The organism is Saccharopolyspora terrae, assembly GCF_004348435.1.
GTDB classification, from domain to species: domain Bacteria; phylum Actinomycetota; class Actinomycetes; order Mycobacteriales; family Pseudonocardiaceae; genus Saccharopolyspora; species Saccharopolyspora endophytica.
In genome coordinates this window covers 57,053-82,331 of the sequence record NZ_SMKS01000010.1, presented here as the reverse complement: position 1 = coordinate 82,331, position 25,279 = coordinate 57,053, and the positions used below count along the sequence as shown (strand labels likewise).

Below are 25,279 nucleotides of genomic sequence, written 5' to 3'. Positions count from 1 at the left end.
CCGAACGAGGTGTTGACGTGTCCGGAAAGCCGGCCGCACCATTGCGTCATCAGCACCGAGGTGCGCTATGAGCAACACGGATGTCCGCGTCTCCACCGCGCCGCGCGGTGCGCTGATCGTCTGGAGGGCCCGATGAGGATCCTGATCGCCGACGCCTTCCCCGAGGAACACCGGAACCGGCTCGCCGCAGCGCACGACTGCGACTACGCACCCGACACGACCGCGGAGCAGCTGCCCGCGGAGCTCTCCGGGTACGACTCGCTGGTCGTGCGCAGCACCCGCGTCACGGCTCAGGCGCTGGACTCCGCCGACGCGCTGCGGCTGGTGATCCGAGCGGGCTCGGGAACCAACACGATCGACACCGACGCCGCTTCCCGCCTGGGGATACGCGTGTGCAACGTGCCCGGGCGCAACGCGATCGCGGTCGCGGAGCTGGCCTTCGCGCTGCTGCTGGCCGTCGACCGCAACATCGCCGACAACGTCGCCGACCTGCGCGCCGGCAGGTGGGACAAGAAGCGCCACTCGCAGGCCCGCGGGATCTACGGCCGCGACGTCGGCGTCGTCGGGCTCGGTCAGGTCGGCCTCGCGTTCGCCGAACGAGCAGCAGCGTTCGGCACGCGCGTGCACGCCGTGGCCAAGCCCGGACGCGACCGGCGGACTCTGGAGCGCGCCCAGGACATCGGGGTCACCTTCGTCGACGACCTGCCCGAACTCGCGCGCACCTGCGACGTGCTGTCGCTGCACGTGCCCGCCACCGACACCACCCGGCGGCTCGTCGACCGGGACCTGCTGGCGCAGGTGCGGCCCGGCACGATCATCCTCAACACCGCGCGCGGCGACCTGATCGACGAGGACGCGCTGATCGAGGCGATGGAGACCAAGGGAGTGCGGGCCGGGATCGACGTCTTCGCCGACGAACCCGCCACCAGCACGGGCAGCTTCACCTCCCGGCTCGCCGCGCACCCGAACGTCTGCGGCACCCACCACATCGGAGCGTCGACCGAGCAAGCCCAGGAGGCGGTGGCCGCCGAGACCGTGCGCGTGATCGAGGAGTACGCGAAGGCCGGCACCGCATTGCACTGCGTGAACCCGCAACCTCCCCGGGAGTTCGCCCCGTCCCTGCCCGCGAACGAGCGGTCATGAGCACCCCGCGTGCCGAGGCGACCGGCGCAGGAGTCATCGCGCGGCTGCCGCGCGGCCTGCGCGTGGACCGCCGTTGCGGCGAGGACCCGGCCGGTGCGACGCGGGTCCGGGATGCGCCAGCCTCCGGTCGGTACCAGCGCATGCGCGGTCCGGCCGTGGTCGTCTACCGCATCGCCAACGGGAACCACCAGCAGACCGGTGTCGTCGTGGAGGTCTCGGTCGAGCACTACCGGGCCGGCCGCATCCGGCCGCACGAGGCCACGCAGCCCGACCGCGAACGCCTGCTGGAGGAGTTCACCGAGGAATCCGGAATCGAGCGGACGCCGGTGACGCTCGCCCACTCCCCCGACCGAGCCCTGCGGTCGATGACCGAGAGGATCACCGCGACCGAGCCAGACGTGGACCTCACCACCGGGGACGGGACGCGGCACACGGCGTGGTTCCGGCAGGACCCGGATGTCGCCCGGGCCACCGAGCTGGGCCTGCGCGCGATCGATGCGCTCTACATCGCCGACGGGCACCACCGGCTGGCCGCGGCCCAGCGCTCCGCCGCGCGCCACCACCGCAGCCCGGACCACCCCGCCGCGTTCACGCTCGCCGCGCTGTTCCCCGCCGACGAGATGCGCGTCTTCGGCTACCACCGATGCCTGCCGGTGTCCCGCGAATCCGCTGCCGCGGTGCTCGAGAAGCTGGGTTCCCTGGCGGTGATGGAGAGGTGGGAGGACCCCTCGGCGGCGATCGCGGAGCCAGGCGTCGCGGTGGTGCGCTACGCCGACGAGCACCACCGGCTGAAGCTGCGGCCGCACGACCCGGACGTGCACGTGCGGACCTCGCTGGACATCGTCGCGCTCGACGAGGAACTGCTGCCCGCGCTCGGGATCACGCCGACGTCCTGCGGCAACGGCCCGCCCGAGCACTGCCGGTACTCCGCCGACGGGGCGGTGCTGCTCGCAGCCCACCCGCCCAGCGTCGAGCAGATCATGGCGGTCTCCGACGCCGGCCTCGTGATGCCACCCAAATCGACGTGGTTCGCGCCCAAACCAGCCTCCGGCCTGTTCCTGCGCGACCTGACCGACCTGGCCTGATCTGGGTGCGCGAGCAGGCGCGGGGGACTCGTCCGCGCACCGCCATGCGTGGAACTTGATCGCGGCGGGTAGGACTGGGCGACGGGAAACCGACCGAAAGGACGGCCAGCCATGATCACGCTCGGAATCGTGCTCCTCATCGTCGGCTACCTCACCGGAGTCCAGATCATCTGGATCCTCGGCGTGGTCGCCGTCGTCCTGGGCGCCGTGTTCGCCATCGCCGGCAGCACCGGCCACGCGATCGGTGGCCGATCGCACTGGTTCTGAACGACCAACAGCGCCTCACAGCCCACCCGCGGGTGTCTGCGGAAGCAGTCACCCGCGGCACACCGACCACTTCTGGCAGGGACATGACCGAAACGACCAGGACCGCCCCGGCCGAGTGGTTCTTGACGCACGCCGAGCGCGACAACCCGTGGTCGAGGCTCGACGGGCGCGATCCGGGAAGCACCGCGTGGTCCGAGGGCAACCTCGCGCAACCCTTGATCGACGGCGCGGAGTACTTCCCCCGGCTCGTCGCCGAGCTGGCCGACGTCCAGGCCGGTGACCAGGTCTACCTCTCGGCGTGGATAGTCGATCAGAACAAGCAGCTCGACGGGACCGGAACGTCGATGAGGGAGCAGTTCGCCCGGGTGCTGCGCGACGGGGCCTCGGTCCACGCTTTGCTGTGGTGGCCGTACCTGGACCTCGACCACGACCTCGTCGCCGCGAACCGGGAATTGGCCTCCTCGTTGCGGGATATGGGCGGCAGCGTGGTGCTGGACCAGCGAGTTCGTCCAGCGGGCTGTCACCACCAGAAGTTCCTGGTGATCCGCCGCCCGGGGCGTCCCGAGCGCGACGTGGCCTTCCTGGGCGGGATCGACCCGTGCCCGAGCCGACTGGACCGGCACGAACATCACGGAGACGGCGACGTTCAGCTCTCCATCGACCGGAGGCGCTACGGCCGGCGGCCGGCCTGGCACGACGCGCACCTGGAGGTGCGCGGTCCCGCCGTGGCCGACGTGGAGCACTGCTTCCGCGAACGCTGGCAGGACGCCGCGATCCGCCTGCGCGGTCCGCTCTCCCGGCTCCGACGCCGCTTCGGTCGCGGCGAACCCGAGGCCGCGGAACTCCCCGCACAGCTGCCCCCGCCACCTCGCAGCGGCTCGCACTCGGTGCAGCTGCTGCGCACCTACCCGACGAAGCACCCTCCGTACCTGTTCGCCAGGCGCGGGGAGCGCAGCGTCGCGAGGGGCTACGCCAAAGCCCTCCAGCGCGCCCGGCAACTCGTCTACGTCGAGGACCAGTTCCTCTGGTCGCCCATGGTGGCCGAAGTCTTCGCCGCGGCGCTGCGCCGCGAACCCGAGCTCCGCTTGGTCGCCGTGGTGCCCGCTCACCCCGAGAAGGGCGGAGCCGTGGAGGTCGCCACCTGCGACGCCGCGCAGGACAAGGCGCTGAGGCTGCTGTACGCCGCCGGCGGCGATCGCGTCGACGTCTTCGAGCTGGAGAACGACAGGGGGCTCCCGACCTACCTGCACTCGAAGGTGTGCGTCATGGACGACAGCTGGGCAGCGGTGGGATCGGCGAACCTCAACCGCCGCTCCTGGACCTACGATTCCGAACTGACCGCAGCGGTGCTCGACGAACGGCAACCGACGACCGGCTTCGCGCGCGACTTGCGCCTGCGGCTGTGGCGAGAGCACCTGGGACGTGATCGCGGGGACGACTCGGGACTGGCCGATCCGCGGGACGGCGTCGAGCTGTTGCGCAACGCCGCCGCCGAGCTCGACGCGTGGCACGAATCCGGGCGGACGGCGCCTCGGCCTCGCGGGCAGTTGCGCAGGCACCCCCGTCGCGCGAAGTCCGCGGCGACGCGGTTGTGGGCGGTCCCCCTGGGCCGGCTGATGATCGACCCCGATGGCCGTCCGCTGCGAGCCCGCCTGCCAGACCGGTCTCGCGACCGGGGATCGATCCGGACTTCGACGTCCGCGCACGCACCGCCAAGCTCAGAACCTACCTGCGAGCCGGAACGAAGCCGGAGCTGACCCGCCCGCACCGCAGCGGGTGCTGCCCGGGAAGGTCCCGCGCAGGCCCTCGAAAGCGCGTTCCGGTGAGGTGACCGACGTGCTCCCGTTTCACCTGCGGACACCCCGGTTACCCGTCAGGCATGTCGTCACAGCCGTCCGAGCCCGACCCGGAGCCGCGCCGCACTCCCGGGCTGCTGCCCGGCGGGTCCGTCCCGCCCGGTGAGACACCGCCGGAGTCGGCCCAGGCGACCAGCGCCCTGTCCCACGAGCAACGGGCCGGTGCGCACGCGACGAAATGGGCGTGGCTGACTCTGCTGGCCGTCGTGGTGCTCCTCGTCGCGGGCTTGTTCACCTACCTCGCCATCGCCCTGCTCGTGTGAACCCCCGGTCGCCGTCGAAGATCGGGACCGCCTGAGACGTTGTGGAGGAGCCATGACACACCTGCTGCGCGGGCTGGCCGCCGGAGCGGCGGGCACGACCGCGCTCAACACCGCCACCTTCCTCGACATGGTGCTGCGGGGACGACCTGCCAGCAGCACTCCGGAGGAAACGGTGCGCAGCGCTGAGCGGATCGCGAACACCAGCCTCGGCTCCGAAGCCGCGCAGAGCGCAGGCGAGAACCGCCGCACCGGGGTCGGCGCGCTGCTGGGGATCGGCAGCGGCCTCGGTGCCGGGCTGCTGCACGCGCTCCTGCGCCACCGGCTGCCTCACGCCCCCGGACCGCTGCTGGCGCTGGCCACCGCCGCAGCCGCCAACGCGATCAGCGTGGTGCCGATGACCGCGTTGGACGTCACCCAGCCGCGGTCGTGGCCCGCCTCCTCGTGGGCAAGCGATCTGATCCCGCACTTGGTCTTCGGCGCCGTCACCGCCGCGACCTACGACCTGCTCGGTCCGCGCTCGGGGCACTGACCCCGGCGCCGAAACTCCTGCCGCCGGATCCGGCGCTCACCGGTTCACCCACGCAGCCATCGATTGAGAGGAGACCGCTGCGGGAAACCCGAGGGACGACGAAACGAAGGCATTTCCCAACCGTTCTCACGGTCGCCTGCGGATCGACCGCCGACAGCTGAGAGGTGCGGCATGGCTGGCACAGCATCGGGCCGCGGGCGGCGTTCTCGCGGACGAAAACCGACCCGGCCGACGCCCGAAGACGTCACGATGGTCGAGGAGTCGAAGGTCCGCAAGGCGGTCGCGGCCGCGGCCATCGGCAACACGATGGAATGGTTCGACTTCGGGGTCTTCAGCTACCTCACCGTCGTGATCAGCCAGGTCTTCTTCCCCTCGAACAGCCCGACCGCACAACTGCTGTCCACTTTCGCCACCTTCGCCGTCGCCTTCCTCGTGCGACCGCTGGGTGGGTTCTTCTTCGGGCCGCTCGGAGACCGCATCGGCCGCCGCAAGGTGCTCGCCATCACCATGGTCACCATGGCGATCGGTACCTTCGCCATCGGTCTGATCCCCAGCTACGCCAGCATCGGGATCGGCGCACCCGTCCTGCTGCTCATCGCCCGCCTCGTCCAGGGGTTCTCCACCGGCGGCGAGTACGGCGGCGCGACCACCTTCGTGTCCGAGTACGCCCCGGACAGGCGGCGCGGCTTCATGGCGAGCTGGCTGGAGTTCGGAACTCTGACCGGGTACTCGCTGGGCGCGGCGGTCGTGACCGTCCTGACGATCAGCCTCTCCCAAGCCGACATGGTGAGCTGGGGCTGGCGCATCCCCTTCCTGCTCGGTGGGCCGCTCGGGCTCATCGGCCTCTACCTGCGGTTCCGACTGGAGGAAACGCCAGCCTTCGAGCAGGAGGACTCCCGCGCTGAAGATGACCGCAGGGCCGGCCGGCGCAACAGCTACCGCGAGATCTTCGTGACGTGCTGGCGGCCGCTGCTGGTCTGCGTCGGGCTGGTGCTGGTCTTCAACGTCACCAACTACACGCTCACCGCCTACATGCCCACCTACCTGACGGTCGTGCTCGGTTTCAGCCACCCGCAGTCGCTGGTGCTGATCATGGCCGTGATGATCCTGGTGATCGGCTTGGTCGTGGCGCTCGGCAGGCATTCCGACCGGGTGGGTCGGCTCCCCGTCATCGGGTTCGGCAGCGTCGCGCTCATCGTGCTCGCCGTACCGGCGTTCCTGCTGATGAGCGTAGGCACCTGGTGGGCCGTGCTCCTGGGCGTCCTGGTGCTGGGCCTGGTCCTGGTCTGCTTCAGCAGCACGCTGCCGTCGACCATCCCGGCTCTGTTCCGCACATCGGTTCGCTACGGCGGTGTCTCGATCGGCTACAACCTGTCGGTGGCCCTGTTCGGCGGCACGGCGCCGCTGATCTCCGAGGCCCTGATCGGAGCGACCGGAAGCAGGATCGCCCCGGCGTTCGTGCTCGTGGTCGCCGGTGCGGTCGGTATCGTCGCGGTGCTGTTCGCACGTGAGTCAGCTCGCCGGGCACTTCCAGGTTCGAGCCCCAGCGCCACCACCGACGCCGAGGCGCGCAAGACCGCCCGCGATCAGCGCAGGGACCAAGACGGGCCGGACGCCTGAACGGCGCTTCGCGGCGGCCGGTTCAGCCCTGGGCCGATTCGGAGTCCCCGCTGACTCGGGCTCGGACCGCGTTCCAGCGAGCTGCCACGTCCGCCTGTGCCTCGGTGACCTCCGAGAAGTCCTGTCCCGAGCGCTCGTTGAGGGCCTCGGCGATACCGGCCAGCGCCTGGGAGCCCTTCATGCCCGCGTTGGTCAGGGCCAGCACCAGCCCGTCGGGAAACCGCGGAAGCGAACCCGTGCCACCCCCGCTGTCCTCCGAGGAAGCCGCAACATTCCCCCAAGCCGCGTCGAGTTGCCCCAGGGCGTCCAGCACGTTGCGCCAGATCGTCAGCTGCTCGATATCAGGCTCGGGCGTCTGCTCGCTCATCTCGTTCCTCTCGGTGGAAGGACTCGGGTGAACCGACTGCGCGCGAGCACGTCGGCATCGCCATTCGTACCACGCTCCGCGGGGCCGGCCCCACGCCTCGACGGCCGGTCCCCGTTCACAGCTCCGCTCACGCCTCCGTGACGTGCTGTTCGTGCGCACGCGCTGTCGGGTACCCGAATGGGACCGACAGCGCGTGGGAGAACCGGGACGAACGGGAGGGGCGATGCCACGAGAAGAAGCCGGCGCCGAGGCGTTCGTGCCCGCGACAGGGGGACTGTCCGCGATGGCCAGCGCGGTGCAGACCTGCCGTGGATGCGCCCTCCACGAGAACGCCACCCAAGCCGTGTTCGGAGAAGGCTCGGCCCGGGCTCGCGTCCTGCTCGTCGGTGAGCAGCCAGGCGATTCCGAGGACGTGGAGGGCCACCCCTTCGTCGGCCCGGCAGGCCGCACGCTCGACCGGGCCTTCCGGGAAGCCGGCCTGCGCCGCGACGAGGTGTACCTCACCAACGTGGTGAAGCACTTCAAGTTCGTGCCCGCCGAGAGGGGAAAGCGGCGCATCCACAAGAAGCCGAGCGCGGCCGAGGTGCGCGCGTGCACGCCCTGGTTGACCGCCGAACTGCGTCTGGTGCGACCCGAACTCGTCGTCTGCCTGGGCGCGACCGCGGCCAAAGCGCTGTTGGGTGAGTCCTTCCGCGTCACCCGGCACCGCGGAGTCCTGCTCGACTTCCCCGAGAGCTTCGACCTCGGCGAGCGCGGTCCGGACTCCGTCCTCGCGACGGTGCACCCCTCCTCCGTCCTGCGCGCCTCGGACCGCGAGGCCGCGTACCTCGACTTCCGGAACGATCTCCGCACCGCGGCGGAAGCCGTCGGCTGACGGCCGCGTCAGCGGTCGGTGATCAGCGGGTACACGCCGTCCTCGTCGTGGACCTCCCTGCCCGTGAGCGGCGGGTTGAAGACGCACACCGCCCGCATCTCCGTCGTCGGTCGCAGTTGGTGGTGCTCGTGGCCGTCGAGCAGGTAGACGGTTCCGGGCCGGAGCAGGTACGTCTTCCCGGTCTCCTGGTCGGTGAGCTCGCCCTCCCCGTGGGTGATGAACACGGCCTCCACGTGGTGGGCGTACCAGAAGTCGTTGACGGTGTTGGCCTGGAGGGTCGTCTCGTGCACCGAGAAACCCGCGCCGTGCTCGGCGAGCAGGAGGCGCTTGCTGCGCCAGTTCGGTGTTTCGACATCGTCCTCGGTGCCGGTGACGTCGTCCAGGTCGCGTACGAACACGTTTCCTCCCAGGCCGTCGGTCTTGCGCAGCACGTTTGTTACCCCGAACGCGCCGTCTCGAAACAGCAGCAGCTCACCGGCACCGCCGGTTCCGCGGCGGTGGGTTTGTCACGCGCCACGACCGGGAAACACGGCGGTGGAAGCTGACGCGATGTCGGGGAGCGAAAGTCGTGCCTGCAGGTCAACGCGAAACGGGTGAACGTCACGTGATTCCGGATCAGCGCGGAGGTGGCTGGAAGGTCACCGGTGACGGTGCTGAGTTCAACGTGCCGCGGCAATGCGACGCGATCGATGAGGCGTGCTCGCAGCTCCGCCACAACGGAGGGGGAGCGGTGATCATCCACGGCCTGTCCGGTCAGGTCCAGGACCGGCGAACCGTGTGAGAAGCGGACTGCTGCGCTGCCGGTGCTGCGGGTGGTCCGTCCCGCAGCACCGTGCGGTGTTCTCGCCGCACGTCCCCGAAGCGGTCACCTCCCGGGGCACCGGTCCCGGTCTCAAGCTCGTGCGGCGATGTGCCGATATCACTGCACACCTTCAGCGCCGGGGCAGGACGGTGACACCATGGCTGAGGACTTCTGGGACGCTCTCGTGACCGGCGTCTGGTTTGCCGACCGCAATCGCCCCGGCGCGAACCCAGTGCTGGCCTCGCTCTGGTTCGACGTCCTGGTGGCCGAGAACGGCCACCTCGCGGTCGGCGCCGTCCTGAGCAACACGGTTCCGTGCACCCGTTCCACTGGTGCGATCGCCACCCACACCGGCACACCCGCGACGTGATCGCGCCGCGTCAACACGCGACACGCCCGAGCGCGTCGGCCACGCGACCGCAGTCGAGCGCATCAAGTGGAGACCAAGCCCGGAGCACTCCCGTCGCCGGTGGGCGAGCCGCGGTCACCCTCGTCGACGCCGGCACTCCCCTCGACCCGCAGGCGGTGCGCGCCTTCGTACGCCATGAGCGCTCGAGCGTTGCTGATCGCCGCGGTCTGGCTGGTGCTCCGCGCGCACGCCTGAGTACCGCCCGGCGTCAGGACCTGCCAGGTTCCCTCGGCATGTCGGCGAACCCGCCACGTGCACATGCCCTCCGAGTTCCCGGTGTCGTGGAACACTATTCACGCCATGACGATCCGATTCGGACACGCGCTCCGGGACCACCGCGCGTTCGCCCCGGTCGACGGAGAGCGGTCCTCGCTCCCCCGCCGCGGCGGGATGCCTACGCGCGGCGACCCAGGAGCTCTCGGATCCGAGCGGTCAGCCGCCGAGGGCTGGGCCCCTCGTTCTGCCGGGCGGGCAGCGGCGGGAACGGGGTGTGCGGTCTGGTACCAGAACGCCGTCGTGGCGATGTCGGCGTCCACCAGCGGCAGGTACCGCCGGCCCGCCTTCCACCCGAGCGCCTGGACGGTGACCCGCAGATCGCGCTCGAAGCAGATCGGGTCGTGCAGGTGCCAGCGGTACATGCCGAACCGCTGGTGCGGCCGGTAGACCTCCTTCGGCGGCAGCACTTGGTGCAACCCCAGCTGCGCGGTCGAGAAGGTTCCGTAGCGACCGCCCACGTCGAAGATCCAGGCTCCGCCGAACTAATCCTCCGTGCCGGTCCCGCAGATCGTCGGGTGCTCCCGATCACCGTCGAGGAAGAACTTGACCTCGCTCTCGCCCCACCAGCCCGGGACACCCGGTCGGATGCCCAAGTAGGTCCCCACGTACCGGCCGTGCCGCCGACGCCATCGAGGATCGTCTGCACCGCGGGATCGCCGAGCGGGTTGCTGCGGCGCCAGCTCGCGTGGAAGAAGCCGACCAGCTCCGGCAGGTCCGTCACCTGGTAGTAGACGGGAACGCTGCGGCTCGTCGTGTTCTCCGGTGATCGTGGCGCGCCCGCGGAACGGCATTGGCCAGTAGCTGTTGAACCCTCCCGCAGGGGCGACGACCACGACCTCGGAGTCGACCGGCGCGAGTTCCGCCCACCCGTTGCAGAAGAAGTCGCCGAGCGGCACCTCGACGGACGGGTCTCCTTCGCCGTCCCAGTACATCCGCAGCACCAGCTGCCGCACGCCGGCCACGTCGGTGGTCAGCAGATGTGCTGGATCACGCCGGGACCGGCGACGTCGGCCAGCGTCTCGGTTCGTCCCGCGGCCAGCTCGATAGAGGGCGAGACCTTCCACCCGACGCCCAGCTCGCGGGCCGCCGAGGCACCGGTGCCCTCGACGCCTGCGCTCCCCCGCCCTTCGCGCCGGTCGGGTTCTCCGGGGAGACCGACCGCGTGCGCATGTTCTGCAGCTTCCAGAGCTCGTCCACCACGCCTCCCGTCACGGCTCGTACAAGGCTGGCCGGGCGATCCGACCTTCGCACATCCAGATCGGGACCGAGCCGCTGAAGCTCGGTGGGCGTGCCCGCCGCGCCAGGTCATGACCTTGCGCGTGCTGCCGAGGTTCGCGCGCGGCGGAACGGGCTCGTCCTCGGCCGGGGAACTCACCACGCGCGAGCGGGATTGACCGGCCCGTGCGCGCGGGTAACCGGTGAGGACCAGAGACCAGGGTGGAGGAACGATGTCCAGCACTCCGCTGCTCGGCCGTTGGCGGGGAGACCCGGGAGAACCTGAGCAACCGGAAAAGCCCGCCAGCCCGGACAAGCCGACGGCACCGAGCAAACCCGAGTTCCCGAACAAGCCGGAGAGCCCGGACGAACCGCAGGCACCCGACCCGGAGCAACCGGACGCCCCGGAGCTCCCGGACGCGCCCGAAGGCCCCGACGAGGACCGCATGCCCTCGCAGGTGGGGTGAGGGGGCCCGGATGCCTGGCGAATGCGCGGTCACGTTCGTGGGCACGGCGACCACGCTGCTCCGGCTCGGGCCGTTCACGCTCCTCACCGACCCGAACTTCGTGCGGCGAGGTCAGTGGATCCACATCGGGCACGGGATCGTCACCCGGCGCCGCACCGATCCGGCGATGACGATCGGGGAACTTCCCGAGTTGGACGCCGTGGTGCTCTCGCACCTGCACGGAGACCACTTCGACCGCGTCGCGGCGCGGGAGCTCGACCGCGCGTTGCCCCTGTTCACCACGCCCCACGCAGCGGGACGGCTGCGCAAGCGCGGTTTTGCCGAGTCGGTGCCGATGCCGCGGTGGAGCGAGCGGTCGACGACCAAGGACGGTGCCCGCCTCACGGTCACCTCGCTGCCGGCCCGGCACGCGCGCGGGCTGGTGGGAGCCGTCGCGCCACCGGTCATGGGGACGTTGCTGGACTACGAGCGAGCCGGGCACCGCCTCCGGTTGTACCTGAGCGGGGACACGGTCCTGCACGACGACCTCGCCGAGATCCGGCGTCGGTGCCCGGACATCGACCTCGCCGTCGTGCACCTCGGAGGAACGCGGATCCTCGGCCACTTGATCAGCATGGACGGCCGGGAAGGCGCCGATCTCGTGGAGCTGCTGCGCCCGCTGCAGGCGCTCCCGGTCCACCACGATGATTACGGGCTGTTCACCTCGCCGCTCTCGGAGTTCCAGGTCGAAGTCGCCCGCCGCGGAATTCCGGGCGTGGAGTGCGTGGTCCCGGGCATGACGCTCGACGTTCCCACGCGCAAGACCGCTTGATGCCGGTCCCAGCTCGGAGGCTCGGGCTTTCCGGCCTGGAGCGTTTCCACGGCGCGGCGGACGGGTACCTCTCGTCCAGAGCCGATCGACGCTTTTCTGGAGGGATTTCCCATGGGCGCCGAAACCCGTACGACCTCGGACCACGACGAGATCCGCCGGTGGGTCGAAGAGCACGACGGCGTGCCGGCCACAGTGAGGGGAACCCACGACGGCAAGGACGCCGCGGGCGTGCTCCGGTTCGACTTTCCCGGTGGTGCGGGCGAGGACTCGTTGGAGCACATCAGTTGGGACGCGTGGTTCCGGAAGTTCGACGCCGAGGGGCTGCAACTGCTCTACCAGCTCGAGAAGTCCGACGGCGGGGACAGCACCTTCTTCAAGGTCGTCTCCCCGGACTGAACGCTCAACCCGGTTCGACAATCCCGATGACCGGTGTCGGGCGGTGGGGCGGACCGCGATCGGTCGACGACCGCGTCGGCCGATCGCATCGCGAAGCGGCCGCCCGCGGCGGCACCGAGGGCGCAGCTGGTCACGCACACGAGGAGCACCCGCATGGCCGCACGAGATGGTGTATCGCAACCGTGGGGCGCTCGAACCCCCTACGCCGCGGGCGGCGCTTGGCCGTCCAGAGTGGACACCCACCTCGCGGCGGGCGTGGCCGAGGACGACGTCGACGACTGGGTACCTACAGCATCGGTCCTGCACTCCAACGGTGACGGCCTCGACATCGCCGTGCGCCGAGGCCGCATGGTGGGCGTGCGTGGGCGCGCGCACGATCGCGTCAACCGCGGAAGGCTGGACCCGAAGGACCTCTTCGGATGGCAGGCCAACCACCACCCCGACCGGCTCAGCCGGCCGCTGGTCCGCGAAGGCGGAGAGCTCGTCGAAACGACCTGGGACGAGGCCATGAGCCGGATCGTCGAGCACGCCAGGCAGCTGCTCGATCGTCACGGTCCCAGCGCGCTCGGCTTCTACACCAGCGGCCAGTTGTTCCTGGAGGAGTACTACACGCTGGCCACGATCGCGCGCGGTGCGATCGGCACGCACCACCTCGACGGCAACACCCGGCTGTGCACGTCCACCGCCGCCACGGCGTTGAAGGAATCATTCGGCAGCGATGGCCAGCCCGGATCCTACACCGACATCGATCACGCGGACGTGATCGCCTTGTACGGCCACAACGTCGCCGAGACGCAGCCGGTGCTCTGGACGCGGATCCTCGACCGACTCGCCGGAACCGACCCGCCCGCCCTCGTCTGCGTCGATCCCCGGCGAACGCCCGTTGCCGAAGCGGCGACGGTGCACCTCGCACCGCTACCCGGGACCAACGTCGCCCTGGTCAACTCCCTGCTGCACGAGATCATCCAGAACGGGTGGGTCGACGAGCAGTGGATCAGCGAGCGAACGGTGGGCTATTCCGAGCTCGTGGAGCAGGTGCGCGATTGCACCCCGGCCTGGGCCGGACGGATTTGCGACGTGCCCCGGGAGGAGATCGAGGAGGCGGCCCGACTGATCGGCGGCTCCCGCCGGCTGGTCTCGACGGTGCTGCAGGGCTTCTACCAATCGCACCAAGCCACGGCCGCGTCGGTGCAGGTGAACAACATCCACCTCGTGCGGGGCATGATCGGCGAGCCCGGGGCCGGGGTCCTGCAGATGAACGGTCAGCCCACGGCGGAGAACACCAGGGAATGCGGCGCCGACGGCGATCTCACCGGTTTCCGCAACTGGGCCAACGAGAAGCACATCGAAGAACTGGCGTCGCAGTGGAACGTGTCGCCGACTCACATCCCCCACTACGCACCCCCGACCCATCTCATGCAGATCATGCGCTACGCCGAGCAAGGCAGTCTGCGCATGTTGTGGGTCAGCGCCACGAACCCCGCGGCGTCCCTCCCCGACCTCGCACGAATTCGGTCGATCCTGTCCAAGCAAGACCTCTTCCTCGTCGTGCAGGACATCTTCCCCACCGAGACGACCGAGCACGCCGACGTCGTGCTCCCCGCCGCCGCGTGGGGTGAGAAGCTCGGGACCTTCACCAACGCCGACCGCACCGTCCACCTGTCGGAGAAAGCAGTCGACCCACCCGGTGCCGCGAGGCCCGATCTCGACATCTTCCTGGACTTCGCCAGGCGCATGGACTTCCGCGATCTCAGCGATCAAGCACTGCCCGCGTGGAACGACGCCGAATCCGCCTTCGAAGCGTGGAAGCGCGCCAGCGCTGGCCGCCCGTGCGACTACAGCGGCATGAGCTACGCGCTGCTGCGGGAGTCCGAGGGAATCCAGTGGCCGTGCACCGCCGAAAGCCCCAGCGGCACCGAACGGCTCTACACCGACGGGAAGTTCTGGGCTCACCCGGACACCTGCGAGAGCTACGGCAAGGACCTGCTCACCGGCGCCCCGAACGAACCGGAGCAGTACAAGGCCATGAACCCCCACGGGAAGGCGCTCATCAAAGCAGCGGCCTACCTCCCGCCCCACGAGATCCCGAGTCGTGAGCACCCGTGGTGGTTGATCACCGGCAGGACCCTCGTCCACTTCCACACGCGGACCAAGACAGCTCGCGCACCGCAGCTCCAGAACGCCGCGCCCGAGGTGTGGGTGCAGGTTTCCGAGGCCGATGCGGCCGATCTCGGGATCTCCGAGGACGACGGTGTCGAGATCACCTCGCCCCGGGGCAGAGTGCTCGCCACGGCGAGGATCGGCGGGATACGGGACGGCGTGGTGTTCCTGCCCTTCCACTACGGCAACTGGGACAGCCAGGATCCCCGGTCCGCGAACGAACTGACCCCGACAGACTGGGACCCCGTCTCGAAGCAACCGCTGTTCAAGACCGGGATCGCGCTGGTCCGCCGGACCGATGCCGAGGTCACCAGGGGCACCAGGGCCGCCCGCACCGCGGTCGCGAGCACGATGGTCGATGAGGAGATCGGTCGGGAATCCCCATGACGTTCACACGCACGATGCGACGACTGCACCGAACCGAGGCCGCGTTCGCGCTCTCCCTCGAACAGCTCGCCGAGCGGCATCGAGCGGAGGCCGAGGTCCACCACGTGGCGAAGGACCTCGCACCGTGGTCGCGCCGACACCTCCACGATCTGAGCTCCGATGCCCGGCAGCACGGGCTGCGCCTGGCCCGCCGCCCCGGGCTGACGGCCAAGGCACGGGTCCACCTCGCACGACTCGCTGCCGACGCGTCGGACCGTCGGCTCCCGGAGAGCTTGAAGCTCGTCGCCGACCTGCGTCGCGCGTACCTGCACGCCACCGAGGTCAACCTGTGCTGGGAGATGGTGGGTCAACGCGCGCAGGCGATCGAGGACGCCGCTCTCGTCGACACCGCCGCGGTCACGCGAACCGAGGTGGTGCGCCAGCGCCAGTGGCTGGATTCGATGATCAAAACGCTCACTCCGCAGGCGCTCGCGAGCTGACTGCTCATCGGACACGGCCACGCGCGGAGCTCAGGGCTCGACGCGTCGGATCGCGATCCGACCGCCTTGCACGCGGGTCTCGTACCGCGGCTGCGGGAAGACGGCGGGTCCGTCGACGACATCGCCGGTCTCCATCTCGAAGCAGGAGCCGTGCCACGGGCACACCACCCGATCACCGTCCCGGTCGCCCTCGTCCAGCGGACCGCCGGCGTGACTGCAGACCGCCGCGATCGCCATCGGTGCGCCCGTGCGCGAGCGCGCGAGCAGCACGGGCGCACCGGCGACCTCCAGTCGTTTCAGCTCGTCGGACGCGAGGTCCGCGTCCGCGAGGACGTCGGTGAACTCCGCAGGTCCGGCGTGCGCCGCGTCCTGGTTGACCCGGACACCCATGCCGTAGCTCAACTCGCCTCCGATGTGAGCCGCGATCGAGGACAGCGCGAACGCCGCTCCGGCGCTCGCCTTGGCGCATCGGCGATGGCCCCGCGCGCGTCCCACGACGGACGCGATGTTCAGCACCAGGCCGCCGACGTTGAGCAAGGCGTGCGCGCTCGCGACCCGCCTGGACTCACCCTTCAGGTCACGCCAGTCGGAGGTACCGGTCAGCGCCGCGGGAAGGGTCGCCAACACCCCCACCGACAACGCGCCGTCCGCGGCCACGCCGCATCGTCGCGACCCCGACAGCGACTCCGCGACATCGAGGACCAGCGCCGTCGTCATCGCGCCCACCGGGATGTCGGTCAACGCGGGGTGCAGCGGCGCGCCCAGCCAAGTCCCGTCGAGGAAGTTCCGCAGCGGCATGGTCTTCCGGAGCGCGCTGCGCACCAGCGGTTGGAGCTTGTCCTCGACCGGGTCCAACCAGGTCAGTCGTCGGGCCAAGCGTCGGCCGAGCATCTCCTGCTGTGGCATCGGTGTCTCCTTGTTCGACATTCGCTCCGGACTCCCCCGTCGAGATCGAGCGCACTGCTGGCGCGGGCGGGCGCCCACCCATGGTGGGCGCCGGGCCGCTTTCGAGCGAACCGATCGCGTGCTGGTCAGGCAAACGAGGATCCGGTCACCGAGCCGCCACGACAGCCCCGGGCGATCGAATCACCAGGACCAGAACGGAATTCACGATCCGCGTTCGAGGTCACAACTCCCCTCGCCGAGCGCGACCGAGCCGACGCGGTTCGGCGTTCAGCACGCCCCGCGTTCTCGGCGTGCGAGCGTCAGATGTGATCGGATGCCGGGTGGCGCTCACCGACCGGAGCGCCTCACCGTTCGACGAGGAAGGAACCGGCATGGCCACAACACGCACCGCGCACACCGTCTGGCAGGGCACGCTGCTGGAGGGCACCGGCGAGGTAACCCTGGATTCGTCCGGCGTCGGGCAGTACCCGGTGTCCTGGCCGTCCCGCGCGGAGGACCCCAACGGCAAGACCAGCCCCGAGGAGCTGATCGCCGCCGCGCACTCCAGCTGCTTCTCCATGGCGCTCTCGAACGGGCTCAGCCAGGGCGGCACTCCGCCCACTAAGCTCGAAACGCACGCGGAGGTCACCTTCAAGCCCGGCGACGGCATCACCGGCATCCACCTGACGGTGCGGGGCGAGGTGCCCGGAGTCGACGAGGCCGCCTTCGTCAAGGCCGCCGAGGACGCCAAGGCCAACTGCCCGGTGAGCCAGGCGCTCACGGGCACGACGATCTCCCTCTCGGCTTCGCTGGCTTCCTGAAGCCGCGCTGCTGCCGCCGTCCGCGATCCGGGCGGCGGCAGCGCCGTCCGCAGACCCCTGTCGAGGGGCCGGATCAACCCCCGCCCCGGATCGGTCACGCCGACAGCGGTCCATCGGGCTTGACCGTCCTCTTCGGACGGACCTTCTCCCCAGATCCCGCAGGCCGACGGCTACCCGCATGCTGGCGATCCGCGTCGGATTTCGACGAAAGTGCTCGCTCGCAGCAGGTTTCACTCGCTAACCGCTCCGCACCATCGCACGCCCTCAGAACCGATGGGTCGGGCGAGCGTCAACTCCCGCCGTGGTCGACGGGGAGGACCGTGGTGCTGCGGATGTGCTCGTAGACGATCGAGGTCCGCACGTCGGCGACCTCGGGCTTCCCCGTCAACCGGTCGATGACGAACGCGTAGAGGTGGTTGTTGTCCGGAACGGCGACGTGGATCAAGAAGTCCTCACCGCCGCTGGTGACGAACACCCCCAGCACTTCGGGCAGGTCGGCGGCCCACTCCCGGAACCCCTCGATGTTGGCACGCGTCGGCGGACGCACCCGCACCGCGACTAGCGCTTGAACGGGGCGGCCGATCTTGGCCAGGTCGACGTCCAGGCGAGCGCCGATGATGATCCCGCGCTCCTTCAGCGACCTCGTTCGGTCGAGGGAGGTGGTCGGCGCGACGCCGACCACGGCGGCGACATCTCGGTTGGTGCGCCGTGCGTCGTGCTGGAGTTCCCGCAGGATCGCCGTATCAAGTTCATCCAGATCAGCCACGCGGGCATCGTAACCGAATTAAGTACGAAATCGTATTCACGACACGTATCTGTCGATAGTCTTGCACTCGTATCCCGTATTCAATTCGCCCTGAGAGGCGATTTCGGTATGAGTGACCACACCGCGCGAGCAGGTGAACTGGATCGTCGGCGGGCCGGGGTTGCTGCCGTGACCGCCACCGCCGAAGAAGCACCGAAGACCCGCGCGGGCAACACGACCATCGGGGCCGCCGCGGTGCTGACCGCCGCAGCGCGCACCGTCGGTCCTGCTCAGGTCCTGGCCGCTTCCGCCGCCGACCCCGGCGCGCTGGGCGTCGCGCGGTTGCTCCTGGGCGGGCTCGGCCTCGCGCTGTTCTGCCGGCGACCCGCCGCCTGGCGTGCTGTGATGCGCCGGGACGTGATCGGCTGGGTGTTCCTCGCCGCGCTGGCCACCGGGGTGTACCAGATCGCGTTCATGCACGCCGTCGATGAGCTCGGCGCGGCTCTCGGCACGACCATCGCGCTCGGCGTCGCACCGATCACCACCGGCCTGTGCGCGCACTGGTGGACCCGCGAGCGCCTCACCCTCGGCTGGACCCTCGGCACGGTCGCTGCGGTAACCGGGTGCGTCGTCCTGCTCAACCCGTGGGGAGCCGAGCAGATCAGCGCCACCGGCGTCGGCATCGCGCTGATCTCCGGGAGCTGCTACGGCGTCTACACCGTCGCAGCCAAGCGATTCCTCCAAGCGGGCGCGCCCGATCTCCCCGCCACCACCATCACCCTGCTCATCGCCGGGATCGCGCTGTCGCCGCTGCTGTGGCTGCACGGCGGCCACCTCACCGACCCCAACTCGTTGCTGCTCATCGCCTGGATCGCGCTCGCAGGCACCACGACCGCCTACGCGGCCTTCGTCCACGGCCTGCACCGCACCACCGCGCCCACCGCCGGAACCCTGAGCCTCGCCGAGCCGCTCCTGTCCGCGGTCCTCGGCGTGCTCGTCCTGCACGAACGGCTCTCGCCGTCCGCCACCCTCGGATGCCTCATCCTCCTGGCCGGCCTCGCCACGGTCACCCTCGTCGATGCCCGACCAGCGACGAGGTCCACCGCGACCACGGGGCCTGAACCGCACGCGCCCCAGGGAGAATCCGGGTCAACACAGCGGTTCCGGGCCAGCTGCACGCCCCGATGGGCGATGCCCGGTGGGCCGGGCAGCGCACCGGCGGCGACGTCGGCCGGGGAGCAGGGCGTGCACGAGCGGCGTAGCCTCGCACTCGGCGCCCCCGAAGCGCGCAGCGCGGGGCTACGCCGCTCAGACGAGGGGGAACCATGACCGATGTTCAACCGATCCCGCAGAATTTTCCGCGGGTCACGCCTTACCTGTTCGTCGACGACGCCAATGCCGCGATCGATTTCTACTGCCGGGTGCTCGGCGCGACCGAGCGCATGCGGATGCCGATGCAGAGCGGCAAGATCGCGCACGCGGAGATCGCCATCGGTGACGCGGTGATCATGCTCGCCGACGAAGCACCCGACATGGGCGCCCGCAGTCCGAAAACCATCGGCGGGACGCCAAGCATGCTCTACGTGTACGTCGAAGACGTCGACCGGGTGTTCAACGACGCCGTCCAATCCGGGGCGACGGTGCTGAACTCGGTGGAGGACAAGTTCTACGGCGATCGCAGCGGCGAGTTCGAAGACCCCTTCGGACACTGCTGGAGCATCGCCACCCACGTCGAGGACGTGTCGGACGAGGAGATGTCTCGGCGCATGACTCAAGCCATGAGCGGTTGAGCCGCTCCTGAGCACATCATCGCCGGCGAAGCTGCACCTCGACCCCGACATCTCCTCAGCCGCGAAACGCTCGTGTTCGCTGGGTTTCCGCTTCCTGCTGCGGTTGCCGCAGGGCCGCCAGGGCGCCCCGGGACAGCAGGGAGCGGAACTCGGCGGCGGGCAAATCGGGACGCTGGACGTCGGCCGCATCAGCGACCGTCAGCGCACCGTCGTCCGTTCAACCGGACCGGCGTTGCAGGACATCGGCCGCCACGGTCCGGTCGACCCCCACGCTGCGGGCGAGATCGCTGAGCCTCATCCGGTGAGCCCGCGCGTAGTCACGCAGCAGGACGAACGCCGCATCGACGTCGATGCCACCGCGCTCCGCCAGCACGCCCTTGGCCTGCTCGATCGTCACCCGGCTGTTGAGGGCGCCTTGGAGCTGCTCTATCACGGTTTCGCTGCGTGCCAGCGCGCGCTGCTGCAGGATGCCGATGGTGGCCACATCGGCCAGCGCCTGGCCCAGCCTCTGGTCGTCCTCGGACAGCGAGGTGACTTCGTTGCTGAACAGGCTCAGCGCCCCGACGGTCTCGGCCCTCAGCCGCAACGGCAGCACGTGGGCCGCCTGGATTCCCTGGCGCCGCGCTTCGAAGGCGAACGCGGGCCAACGCCGACCGTTGCTCTCCAGATCATCGACCAGGACGGGGTGGCCGGTGTGGAACGCCTCCAGGGACGGCCCATGTTGATCGGTTTCGAGCTGGAACAGCTCCAGCAGCCGGGCCTGTTCATTGGACGAGGCCAGCATGCGCAGATCGCCGTGCTCGTCGATGAGGAGCAGGCCTGCCGCAGCCACGGGCAGCAGATCCACGCAATGCGCAGCCAGCCTGTGGCTGAGATCGACGACGTCGTAATCGGCCACTAACGTGTCTGCCATCTCCACGAGCGCCTCGGTCAGCGCCCGCTCGCGCCGCGGGGGGCGGGTATTCATGACCACTCTCCTTGATGCGATGCGAACGTGGTGAGCACGGCTCTTACTGCGGCACGTCGGTGAAACGCAGCCTGCGCGCGACGACATCTGCGCCGACTTCGTCCAGCGACCGATCGTGCCGATAGGCGTACGCACGCAACCGCACGAACGCCTCCTCGATGCTGATGTCCAGTTGCACCGAGACCATGCCAGTGGCCTGGTGCACGGCCGCATGGTGCCCGATAGCCATGTCGGCCAATCCACGCCCGCCCCCGTTCGCCTGCGCGTGCAGCAGCGCCAACGTCACCGCCTCGGCGACGACGAGCGCCTCGGTCACCTCGTGCAACGGGCCGGGCCGAGTCCGGTAGCAGTCCATCGCGCCCATGCTGATCGCGCCGATCTGCAGCGGGAAGGCGAACAGGGCCCGCGCCCGAGTCGTCTCCGCCTCGTGGATGAACATCGGCCACCGCCCCTTGGCGTCGCCATCACCGAGGTCGGGGACCAGCACCGGTCGTCCATCGGCGAAGGCGGACGCGCACGGACCCTCGCCGAGGTTGAACTGCAGCTCTTCGAGGCGGACGCCGGTCGAGTCGCTCGCACCCAGCAGAGCACGCTCCCCGACGTGATTCCCGCCCATCAGCGACAACCCAACTCCATCAACTGGCAGCGCGGCCAGACACGCACGGCACAACCGCTCCGGCAGCACATCGAGGTCGGAGCTGTCCTCGACGATGGCGAGAAGACCGTCCGCGAGACGGCCCCGGTCCACGCCCATTGGTCTCCGCCCCCCTCTGAGCTGCGTGAACACAGCCCGACGCCGGGCACGGAAACGGATGTCCAGGTCAACGCATCCGACGCCAATACGCGCACGAGTTTACTCGCCCCGGCCGCGCACCTGGGAAGACCCGCCGGAGATCCGAACCGGAATCGTAGCGCTGCACGCAGGTGCGGGAGGCCTGAGCAGACCTTCCCCGTCTCGAAACCCACCTCCCCGGGAACGCACAGCAGGCTAGCCACCATCCTTGCCAGAAGAGGCGACCCGCTCCGCTCCGAGGCGCGAGACCGAACGTAAAATCGCAGGTGATGGAGCTCTTCCCGCGTCCGCGCACCGAGATCGCTCCCGGGGCGGTGCACGTCCCCGGGTGGCTGTCGCCGCAGTGGCAGCAGCGATTGGTGAGCGCCTGCCGGGAATGGGCAAGACCACCCGCCGGGCTGCGGGCAGCTCGGTTGCCGAACGGCGCCCGGATGTCGGTGCAGACGGTGTGCCTGGGTTGGCACTGGTACCCCTACCGCTACTCGAAGACCGTCGACGACGGCGATGGTGCGCCGGTGAAGCCGCTGCCCGGCTGGCTCGCCGAACTCGGCAGGCAGGCCCTCGCCGAAGCCTGCCCGGTCGCGGGTCCCTACGACCCGGACATCGCACTGGTCAACTTCTACGACGCCGGGGCTCGCATGGGCATGCACCAGGACCGCGACGAGCTCAGCCGCGCCCCGGTGATCTCGCTGAGCTTGGGTGACGAATGCGTCTTCCGCTTCGGCAACACCGAGAACCGCAAGCAGCCCTACACCGACGTCGAACTGCGCTCCGGCGACCTGTTCGTCTTCGGCGGCCCGTCCCGGATGGCCTACCACGGCGTGCCGAGAACCCTTCCTTGGACGGCTGATCCAGCCATCGGCATGAGCTCTGGGCGGCTCAACATCACGCTGCGCGAGTCCGGAATGGACTGAACGCGGCCAGCTGCTCTCCTCTGGTTCGACCCACCGTCGTGGAACCGCCGCGGCGTTCAGGCCTGAAGCGGAGCGGCGAAATCCGCTTCGACTCGGCTGTCTCAAACTGAGACAACCGAAGCCTGCCCCATGTGAACGGCCATACCTAGCCTCGCTGGTGATGTGAACGGGACCACACGCCGGGCTCGCGAGCCACGGCATCGGTTCCGGCAAGTCTCACGCCCGCTCGACACCGGTGCTCGGGCATGAGAACCCGCCACGAGAAAGTGGAGAACTCCATGGCTGCTCACAACAAGTCCCGCGTCGTGCTCGTCACCGGCGCCGCCCGGGGCATCGGCAAGGGGATCGCGCTGCGGCTGGCCGCCGACGGCCACGACGTCGCCGTCAACGACATCGACGCCAACAGCGACCAGCTCAAGGCCGTCGCCGACGAGATCGCCGGACTGGGCAGGCGCTCGGCCGTCGCGGTCGCCGACGTGTCCGACCCGGACGCCGTGCAGCACATGGTCGACACCGTGGCAACCGAACTCGGGCGGCTCGACGTGATGGTCGCCAACGCCGGCATCGCCCAGGTCAAGCCGCTGCTGGAGGTGACGCCGGAGGAGTTCGACGAGCTGATGTCGATCAACCTGCGCGGCGTGTACCTCTGCTACAACGCCGCGGCCAAGCAGATGATCAAGCAGGGCGACGGCGGCAAGATCATCGGCGCCGCCTCGATCGTCGGTTACCGCCCGTTCCCGCTGCTGGCGCACTACTCGGCCTCGAAGTGGGCGGTCCGCGGACTCACCCAGGCCGCCGCGATGGAGTGGGCTCAGTACGGCATCACCGTCAACGCCTACTGCCCCGGCATCGTCGGCACCGCCATGTGGGACCACATCGACGAGAAGCTCGCCGAGCACGAGGGACTCCGCAAGGGCGCGGCCATCGACAAGTACTCCGAGCTGATCCACCTCGGCCGCGTGTCCGTGCCCGAAGACGTCGCCTCGTTCGTGTCCTACCTCGCCTCCAGCGATTCGGACTACATGACCGGGCAATCGGTGATGATCGACGGTGGGATCCAGTTCTCCTGATCGAGACGTGCGGTCGGGACCGCGGGATTCGAACCCACGACCTCGGCCCCAGTGCCCCGCGCCGGCGTTTTCGCTGGTGCGGGGCACGTGCTCAACTGGGCCCCCGGGGTTCGGTGCGAGCTCGGCGTGGGAGGCGTGCTCGCGCGCCTGGGGACTGCCATCGTGGACCTCGTCGTCACGATTGCCGAGGAGGCACCATGTCCGGTCCCGAGCTCCGCTCCCGCCAGGTCACCGAGGGCATCGAGCGCACGGCCGCGCGCGGCATGCTCCGCGCCGTCGGGATGCGCGACGCCGACCTGGTCAAGCCGCAGATCGGCATCGCGTCGAGCTGGAACGAGATCACCCCCTGCAACCTGTCCCTGCAGCGCTTGGCGCAGGCGGCGAAGGAGGGCGTGCACCACGCGGGCGGCTACCCCATGGAGTTCGGCACGATCTCGGTCTCCGACGGCATCTCCATGGGCCACGTCGGCATGCACTACTCACTGGTCAGCCGCGAGGTCATCGCCGACTCGGTGGAGACGGTCGTCGAGGCGGAGCGGCTCGACGGCACCGTGCTGCTCGCCGGCTGCGACAAGTCCCTGCCCGGCATGCTGATGGCCGCCGCCCGGCTGGACCTGGCCGCGGCGTTCGTCTACGCCGGGACGATCCTGCCCGGGCACGTCGACGGCCGCGAGGTCAACATCGCCGATGCGTTCGAGGCCGTCGGGGCCTGCGCCCGCGGCCTGATCACCCGCGAGGAACTGACCGAGATCGAGCGCGCCATCTGCCCGGGCGAGGGCGCGTGCGCCGGCATGTACACGGCGAACACGATGGCCAGCGCGGCCGAGGCGCTGGGCGTGGCCCTGCCGGGCTCTGCCAGCCCGCCCGCCGTCGACCGCCGGCGCGACGGCATCGCTCGCGCCTCGGGCGAGGCGGTGATCGGGATGCTGGAGAAGGGGATCACCGCCCGGCAGATCCTGACCCGGGAGGCGTTCGAGAACGCGATCGCGGTGGTCCTGGCGTTCGGCGGGTCGACCAACGCCGTGCTGCACCTGCTCGCGATCGCCGCCGAGGCGGAGGTGCCGCTGGCGCTCGACGACTTCAACCGCATCGGCGAGCGCGTCCCGCACTTGGCCGACGTCAAGCCCTTCGGCGCGCACGTGATGAGCACCGTCGACCAGGTCGGCGGGGTGCCCGTGGTGATGAAGGCGCTGCTCGACGCCGACCTCCTGCACGGCGACGCCCTCACCTGCACGGGCCGCACCGTCGCGGAGAACCTCGCCGAGATCGACCCGCCGGACCTCGACGGGACCGTGATCCACGCGATGAGCGACCCCATCCACCCGACGGGCGGGATCACCATCCTGCGCGGCTCGCTGGCCCCGGACGGTGCCGTGGTGAAGTCCGCGGGCTTCGACGCCGCCGAATTCCGCGGGCGCGCCAGGGTGTTCGACGGCGAGCAGGGCGCCCTCGACGCCGTCGCCGACGGCACCGTCGTCGCAGGCGACGTCGTCGTGATCCGGTACGAAGGTCCGCGCGGTGGACCCGGAATGCGGGAGATGCTCGCCGTGACCGGCATGATCAAAGGTGCCGGGCTGGGCAAGGAGGTCCTGCTGGTCACCGACGGCCGCTTCTCCGGAGCGACGACCGGCTTGTGCATCGGACACGTCGCGCCGGAGGCCACCGACGGCGGCACCATCGCGCTGGTGCGCGACGGCGACCCGATCGTGCTCAACATGGCCACCAAGACCCTCAACCTCGACGTCCCGCAGGAAGAGCTGGAGAAGCGGCGCAACGCCTGGTCCCCGCCCACCCCGGGACACCGCACGGGCGTGCTGGCGAAGTACGCGAAGCTGGTCGGCTCCGCGGCGACCGGAGCGGTCTGCTCCTGAGCGAGCGACGCGTTCGC

Annotated in this window: 29 protein-coding genes and 1 pseudogene; 21 read left to right on the top strand and 9 right to left on the bottom strand. The window is 69.9% G+C overall.

The annotated features are described in order from the left end of the window. Nucleotides 1–132 precede the first annotated feature (132 nt). The 7 genes from E1181_RS09285 to E1181_RS09260 all read left to right on the top strand — a co-directional run bounded on the left by E1181_RS09285 (nucleotide 133) and on the right by E1181_RS09260 (nucleotide 6,763). Nucleotides 133–1,143: an NAD(P)-dependent oxidoreductase gene (locus tag E1181_RS09285; RefSeq protein WP_132673562.1), complete on the top strand. Its 1,011-nt coding sequence runs from the start codon at nucleotides 133–135 to the stop codon at nucleotides 1,141–1,143. Next, the gene (locus E1181_RS09280) at nucleotides 1,140–2,228 is read left to right on the top strand and encodes a DUF1015 family protein (protein ID WP_132673561.1); all 1,089 of its coding nucleotides are present in this window, start codon (nucleotides 1,140–1,142) and stop codon (nucleotides 2,226–2,228) included. Before E1181_RS09285 ends, E1181_RS09280 begins: the two co-directional genes overlap by 4 nt. Nucleotides 2,229–2,339: 111 nt before the next feature. Continuing rightward, complete coding sequence (locus E1181_RS31380; protein WP_165943805.1) at nucleotides 2,340–2,495, top strand: DUF6131 family protein; 156 nt, start codon at nucleotides 2,340–2,342, stop codon at nucleotides 2,493–2,495. Nucleotides 2,496–2,578: 83 nt separating this feature from the next. Continuing rightward, nucleotides 2,579–4,252 carry a phospholipase D family protein gene (locus E1181_RS09275; protein ID WP_132673560.1) on the top strand — a complete coding sequence of 558 codons (1,674 nt, stop codon included), beginning with the start codon at nucleotides 2,579–2,581 and terminating at the stop codon, nucleotides 4,250–4,252. Between the two features lie 122 nt (nucleotides 4,253–4,374). Beyond that, on the top strand, nucleotides 4,375–4,614 hold the full coding sequence (locus tag E1181_RS09270) for a DUF6480 family protein (RefSeq protein ID WP_132673559.1): 240 nt from the start codon (nucleotides 4,375–4,377) through the stop codon (nucleotides 4,612–4,614). 52 nt (nucleotides 4,615–4,666) lie between these two features. Beyond that, nucleotides 4,667–5,143: a hypothetical protein gene (locus tag E1181_RS09265; protein WP_132673558.1), complete on the top strand. Its 477-nt coding sequence runs from the start codon at nucleotides 4,667–4,669 to the stop codon at nucleotides 5,141–5,143. Nucleotides 5,144–5,314: 171 nt separating this feature from the next. Beyond that, nucleotides 5,315–6,763, top strand: coding sequence for an MFS transporter (locus E1181_RS09260; protein ID WP_132673557.1), 1,449 nt, complete (start codon nucleotides 5,315–5,317; stop codon nucleotides 6,761–6,763). Between the two features lie 22 nt (nucleotides 6,764–6,785). On the opposite strand, the gene E1181_RS09255 is transcribed toward E1181_RS09260, so the two are convergent. Continuing rightward, nucleotides 6,786–7,130, bottom strand: coding sequence for a hypothetical protein (locus tag E1181_RS09255; RefSeq protein WP_132673556.1), 345 nt, complete (start codon nucleotides 7,128–7,130; stop codon nucleotides 6,786–6,788). Nucleotides 7,131–7,353: 223 nt separating this feature from the next. Between E1181_RS09255 and E1181_RS09250 the strand changes: the two genes are divergently transcribed. Then, the gene (locus E1181_RS09250; RefSeq protein ID WP_132673555.1) at nucleotides 7,354–8,004 is read left to right on the top strand and encodes a UdgX family uracil-DNA binding protein; all 651 of its coding nucleotides are present in this window, start codon (nucleotides 7,354–7,356) and stop codon (nucleotides 8,002–8,004) included. Nucleotides 8,005–8,012: 8 nt separating this feature from the next. On the opposite strand, the gene E1181_RS09245 is transcribed toward E1181_RS09250, so the two are convergent. Next, nucleotides 8,013–8,402 carry an ectoine synthase gene (locus E1181_RS09245; protein WP_132673611.1) on the bottom strand — a complete coding sequence of 130 codons (390 nt, stop codon included), beginning with the start codon at nucleotides 8,400–8,402 and terminating at the stop codon, nucleotides 8,013–8,015. A 206-nt stretch (nucleotides 8,403–8,608) separates the two neighbouring features. Between E1181_RS09245 and E1181_RS09240 the strand changes: the two genes are divergently transcribed. Next, complete coding sequence (locus tag E1181_RS09240) at nucleotides 8,609–8,785, top strand: DUF2188 domain-containing protein (RefSeq protein ID WP_207918532.1); 177 nt, start codon at nucleotides 8,609–8,611, stop codon at nucleotides 8,783–8,785. Between the two features lie 178 nt (nucleotides 8,786–8,963). After that, the gene (locus tag E1181_RS09235; protein WP_132673553.1) at nucleotides 8,964–9,176 is read left to right on the top strand and encodes a hypothetical protein; all 213 of its coding nucleotides are present in this window, start codon (nucleotides 8,964–8,966) and stop codon (nucleotides 9,174–9,176) included. Nucleotides 9,177–9,238: 62 nt separating this feature from the next. Here the strand turns inward: E1181_RS09235 and E1181_RS09230 are convergent, their stop codons facing one another. The 3 genes and pseudogenes from E1181_RS09230 to E1181_RS32060 form a co-directional block, all read right to left on the bottom strand. Further along, a complete protein-coding gene (locus E1181_RS09230) occupies nucleotides 9,239–9,475 on the bottom strand; it encodes a DUF2188 domain-containing protein (protein ID WP_132673610.1) in 237 nt (78 codons plus the stop codon). Between the two features lie 33 nt (nucleotides 9,476–9,508). Then, nucleotides 9,509–10,423, bottom strand: a pseudogene (locus E1181_RS32065) (glycoside hydrolase family 172 protein). Nucleotides 10,424–10,461: 38 nt separating this feature from the next. Then, nucleotides 10,462–10,869, bottom strand: a complete 408-nt coding sequence (locus E1181_RS32060) for a hypothetical protein (RefSeq protein WP_235876644.1) — start codon at nucleotides 10,867–10,869, stop codon at nucleotides 10,462–10,464. Nucleotides 10,870–10,939: 70 nt separating this feature from the next. On the opposite strand from E1181_RS32060, the gene E1181_RS32055 reads away from it, so the two are divergent. From E1181_RS32055 to E1181_RS09200, 5 genes are all read left to right on the top strand, one after another. After that, nucleotides 10,940–11,173, top strand: a complete 234-nt coding sequence (locus E1181_RS32055; RefSeq protein WP_132673552.1) for a hypothetical protein — start codon at nucleotides 10,940–10,942, stop codon at nucleotides 11,171–11,173. Nucleotides 11,174–11,183: 10 nt separating this feature from the next. Next, nucleotides 11,184–11,984 carry an MBL fold metallo-hydrolase gene (locus tag E1181_RS09215; protein WP_132673551.1) on the top strand — a complete coding sequence of 267 codons (801 nt, stop codon included), beginning with the start codon at nucleotides 11,184–11,186 and terminating at the stop codon, nucleotides 11,982–11,984. Nucleotides 11,985–12,095: 111 nt separating this feature from the next. Next, nucleotides 12,096–12,380, top strand: coding sequence for a hypothetical protein (locus E1181_RS09210; RefSeq protein ID WP_132673550.1), 285 nt, complete (start codon nucleotides 12,096–12,098; stop codon nucleotides 12,378–12,380). Nucleotides 12,381–12,533: 153 nt separating this feature from the next. Continuing rightward, entirely contained in the window at nucleotides 12,534–14,927 is a 2,394-nt protein-coding gene (locus E1181_RS09205; protein WP_132673549.1) for a molybdopterin oxidoreductase family protein, read from the top strand. After that, the gene (locus tag E1181_RS09200; RefSeq protein WP_132673548.1) at nucleotides 14,924–15,406 is read left to right on the top strand and encodes a hypothetical protein; all 483 of its coding nucleotides are present in this window, start codon (nucleotides 14,924–14,926) and stop codon (nucleotides 15,404–15,406) included. The genes E1181_RS09205 and E1181_RS09200 overlap by 4 nt, the downstream gene beginning before the upstream one ends. Nucleotides 15,407–15,436: 30 nt before the next feature. Here the strand turns inward: E1181_RS09200 and E1181_RS09195 are convergent, their stop codons facing one another. After that, a complete protein-coding gene (locus tag E1181_RS09195; RefSeq protein ID WP_165944566.1) occupies nucleotides 15,437–16,312 on the bottom strand; it encodes a Rieske 2Fe-2S domain-containing protein in 876 nt (291 codons plus the stop codon). 371 nt (nucleotides 16,313–16,683) lie between these two features. Between E1181_RS09195 and E1181_RS09190 the strand changes: the two genes are divergently transcribed. Beyond that, entirely contained in the window at nucleotides 16,684–17,112 is a 429-nt protein-coding gene (locus tag E1181_RS09190; protein ID WP_132673546.1) for an OsmC family protein, read from the top strand. A gap of 289 nt (nucleotides 17,113–17,401) precedes the next feature. On the opposite strand, the gene E1181_RS09185 is transcribed toward E1181_RS09190, so the two are convergent. Next, entirely contained in the window at nucleotides 17,402–17,869 is a 468-nt protein-coding gene (locus tag E1181_RS09185) for an Lrp/AsnC family transcriptional regulator (protein WP_132673609.1), read from the bottom strand. A gap of 177 nt (nucleotides 17,870–18,046) precedes the next feature. On the opposite strand from E1181_RS09185, the gene E1181_RS32050 reads away from it, so the two are divergent. Together E1181_RS32050 and E1181_RS09170 are read left to right on the top strand one after the other, a co-directional pair. Further along, nucleotides 18,047–19,186, top strand: a complete 1,140-nt coding sequence (locus E1181_RS32050; RefSeq protein WP_235876643.1) for a DMT family transporter — start codon at nucleotides 18,047–18,049, stop codon at nucleotides 19,184–19,186. Then, nucleotides 19,183–19,647: a VOC family protein gene (locus E1181_RS09170; protein ID WP_132673545.1), complete on the top strand. Its 465-nt coding sequence runs from the start codon at nucleotides 19,183–19,185 to the stop codon at nucleotides 19,645–19,647. The genes E1181_RS32050 and E1181_RS09170 overlap by 4 nt, the downstream gene beginning before the upstream one ends. Before the next feature lie 217 nt (nucleotides 19,648–19,864). Here the strand turns inward: E1181_RS09170 and E1181_RS09165 are convergent, their stop codons facing one another. After that, nucleotides 19,865–20,614: a GAF and ANTAR domain-containing protein gene (locus E1181_RS09165; protein WP_132673544.1), complete on the bottom strand. Its 750-nt coding sequence runs from the start codon at nucleotides 20,612–20,614 to the stop codon at nucleotides 19,865–19,867. Nucleotides 20,615–20,657: 43 nt separating this feature from the next. Continuing rightward, nucleotides 20,658–21,368, bottom strand: coding sequence for a GAF and ANTAR domain-containing protein (locus E1181_RS09160; protein WP_132673543.1), 711 nt, complete (start codon nucleotides 21,366–21,368; stop codon nucleotides 20,658–20,660). A 308-nt stretch (nucleotides 21,369–21,676) separates the two neighbouring features. Here E1181_RS09160 and E1181_RS09155 point away from each other — a divergent pair, with 308 nt between their 5' ends. From E1181_RS09155 to ilvD, 3 genes are all read left to right on the top strand, one after another. Next, nucleotides 21,677–22,321: an alpha-ketoglutarate-dependent dioxygenase AlkB family protein gene (locus E1181_RS09155; protein WP_132673542.1), complete on the top strand. Its 645-nt coding sequence runs from the start codon at nucleotides 21,677–21,679 to the stop codon at nucleotides 22,319–22,321. Nucleotides 22,322–22,599: 278 nt separating this feature from the next. Then, nucleotides 22,600–23,391, top strand: coding sequence for an acetoin reductase (locus E1181_RS09150; RefSeq protein WP_132673541.1), 792 nt, complete (start codon nucleotides 22,600–22,602; stop codon nucleotides 23,389–23,391). 197 nt (nucleotides 23,392–23,588) lie between these two features. Next, entirely contained in the window at nucleotides 23,589–25,262 is a 1,674-nt protein-coding gene (gene ilvD / locus E1181_RS09145) for a dihydroxy-acid dehydratase (RefSeq protein ID WP_132673540.1), read from the top strand. The last annotated feature ends 17 nt before the right edge of the window (nucleotides 25,263–25,279 follow it).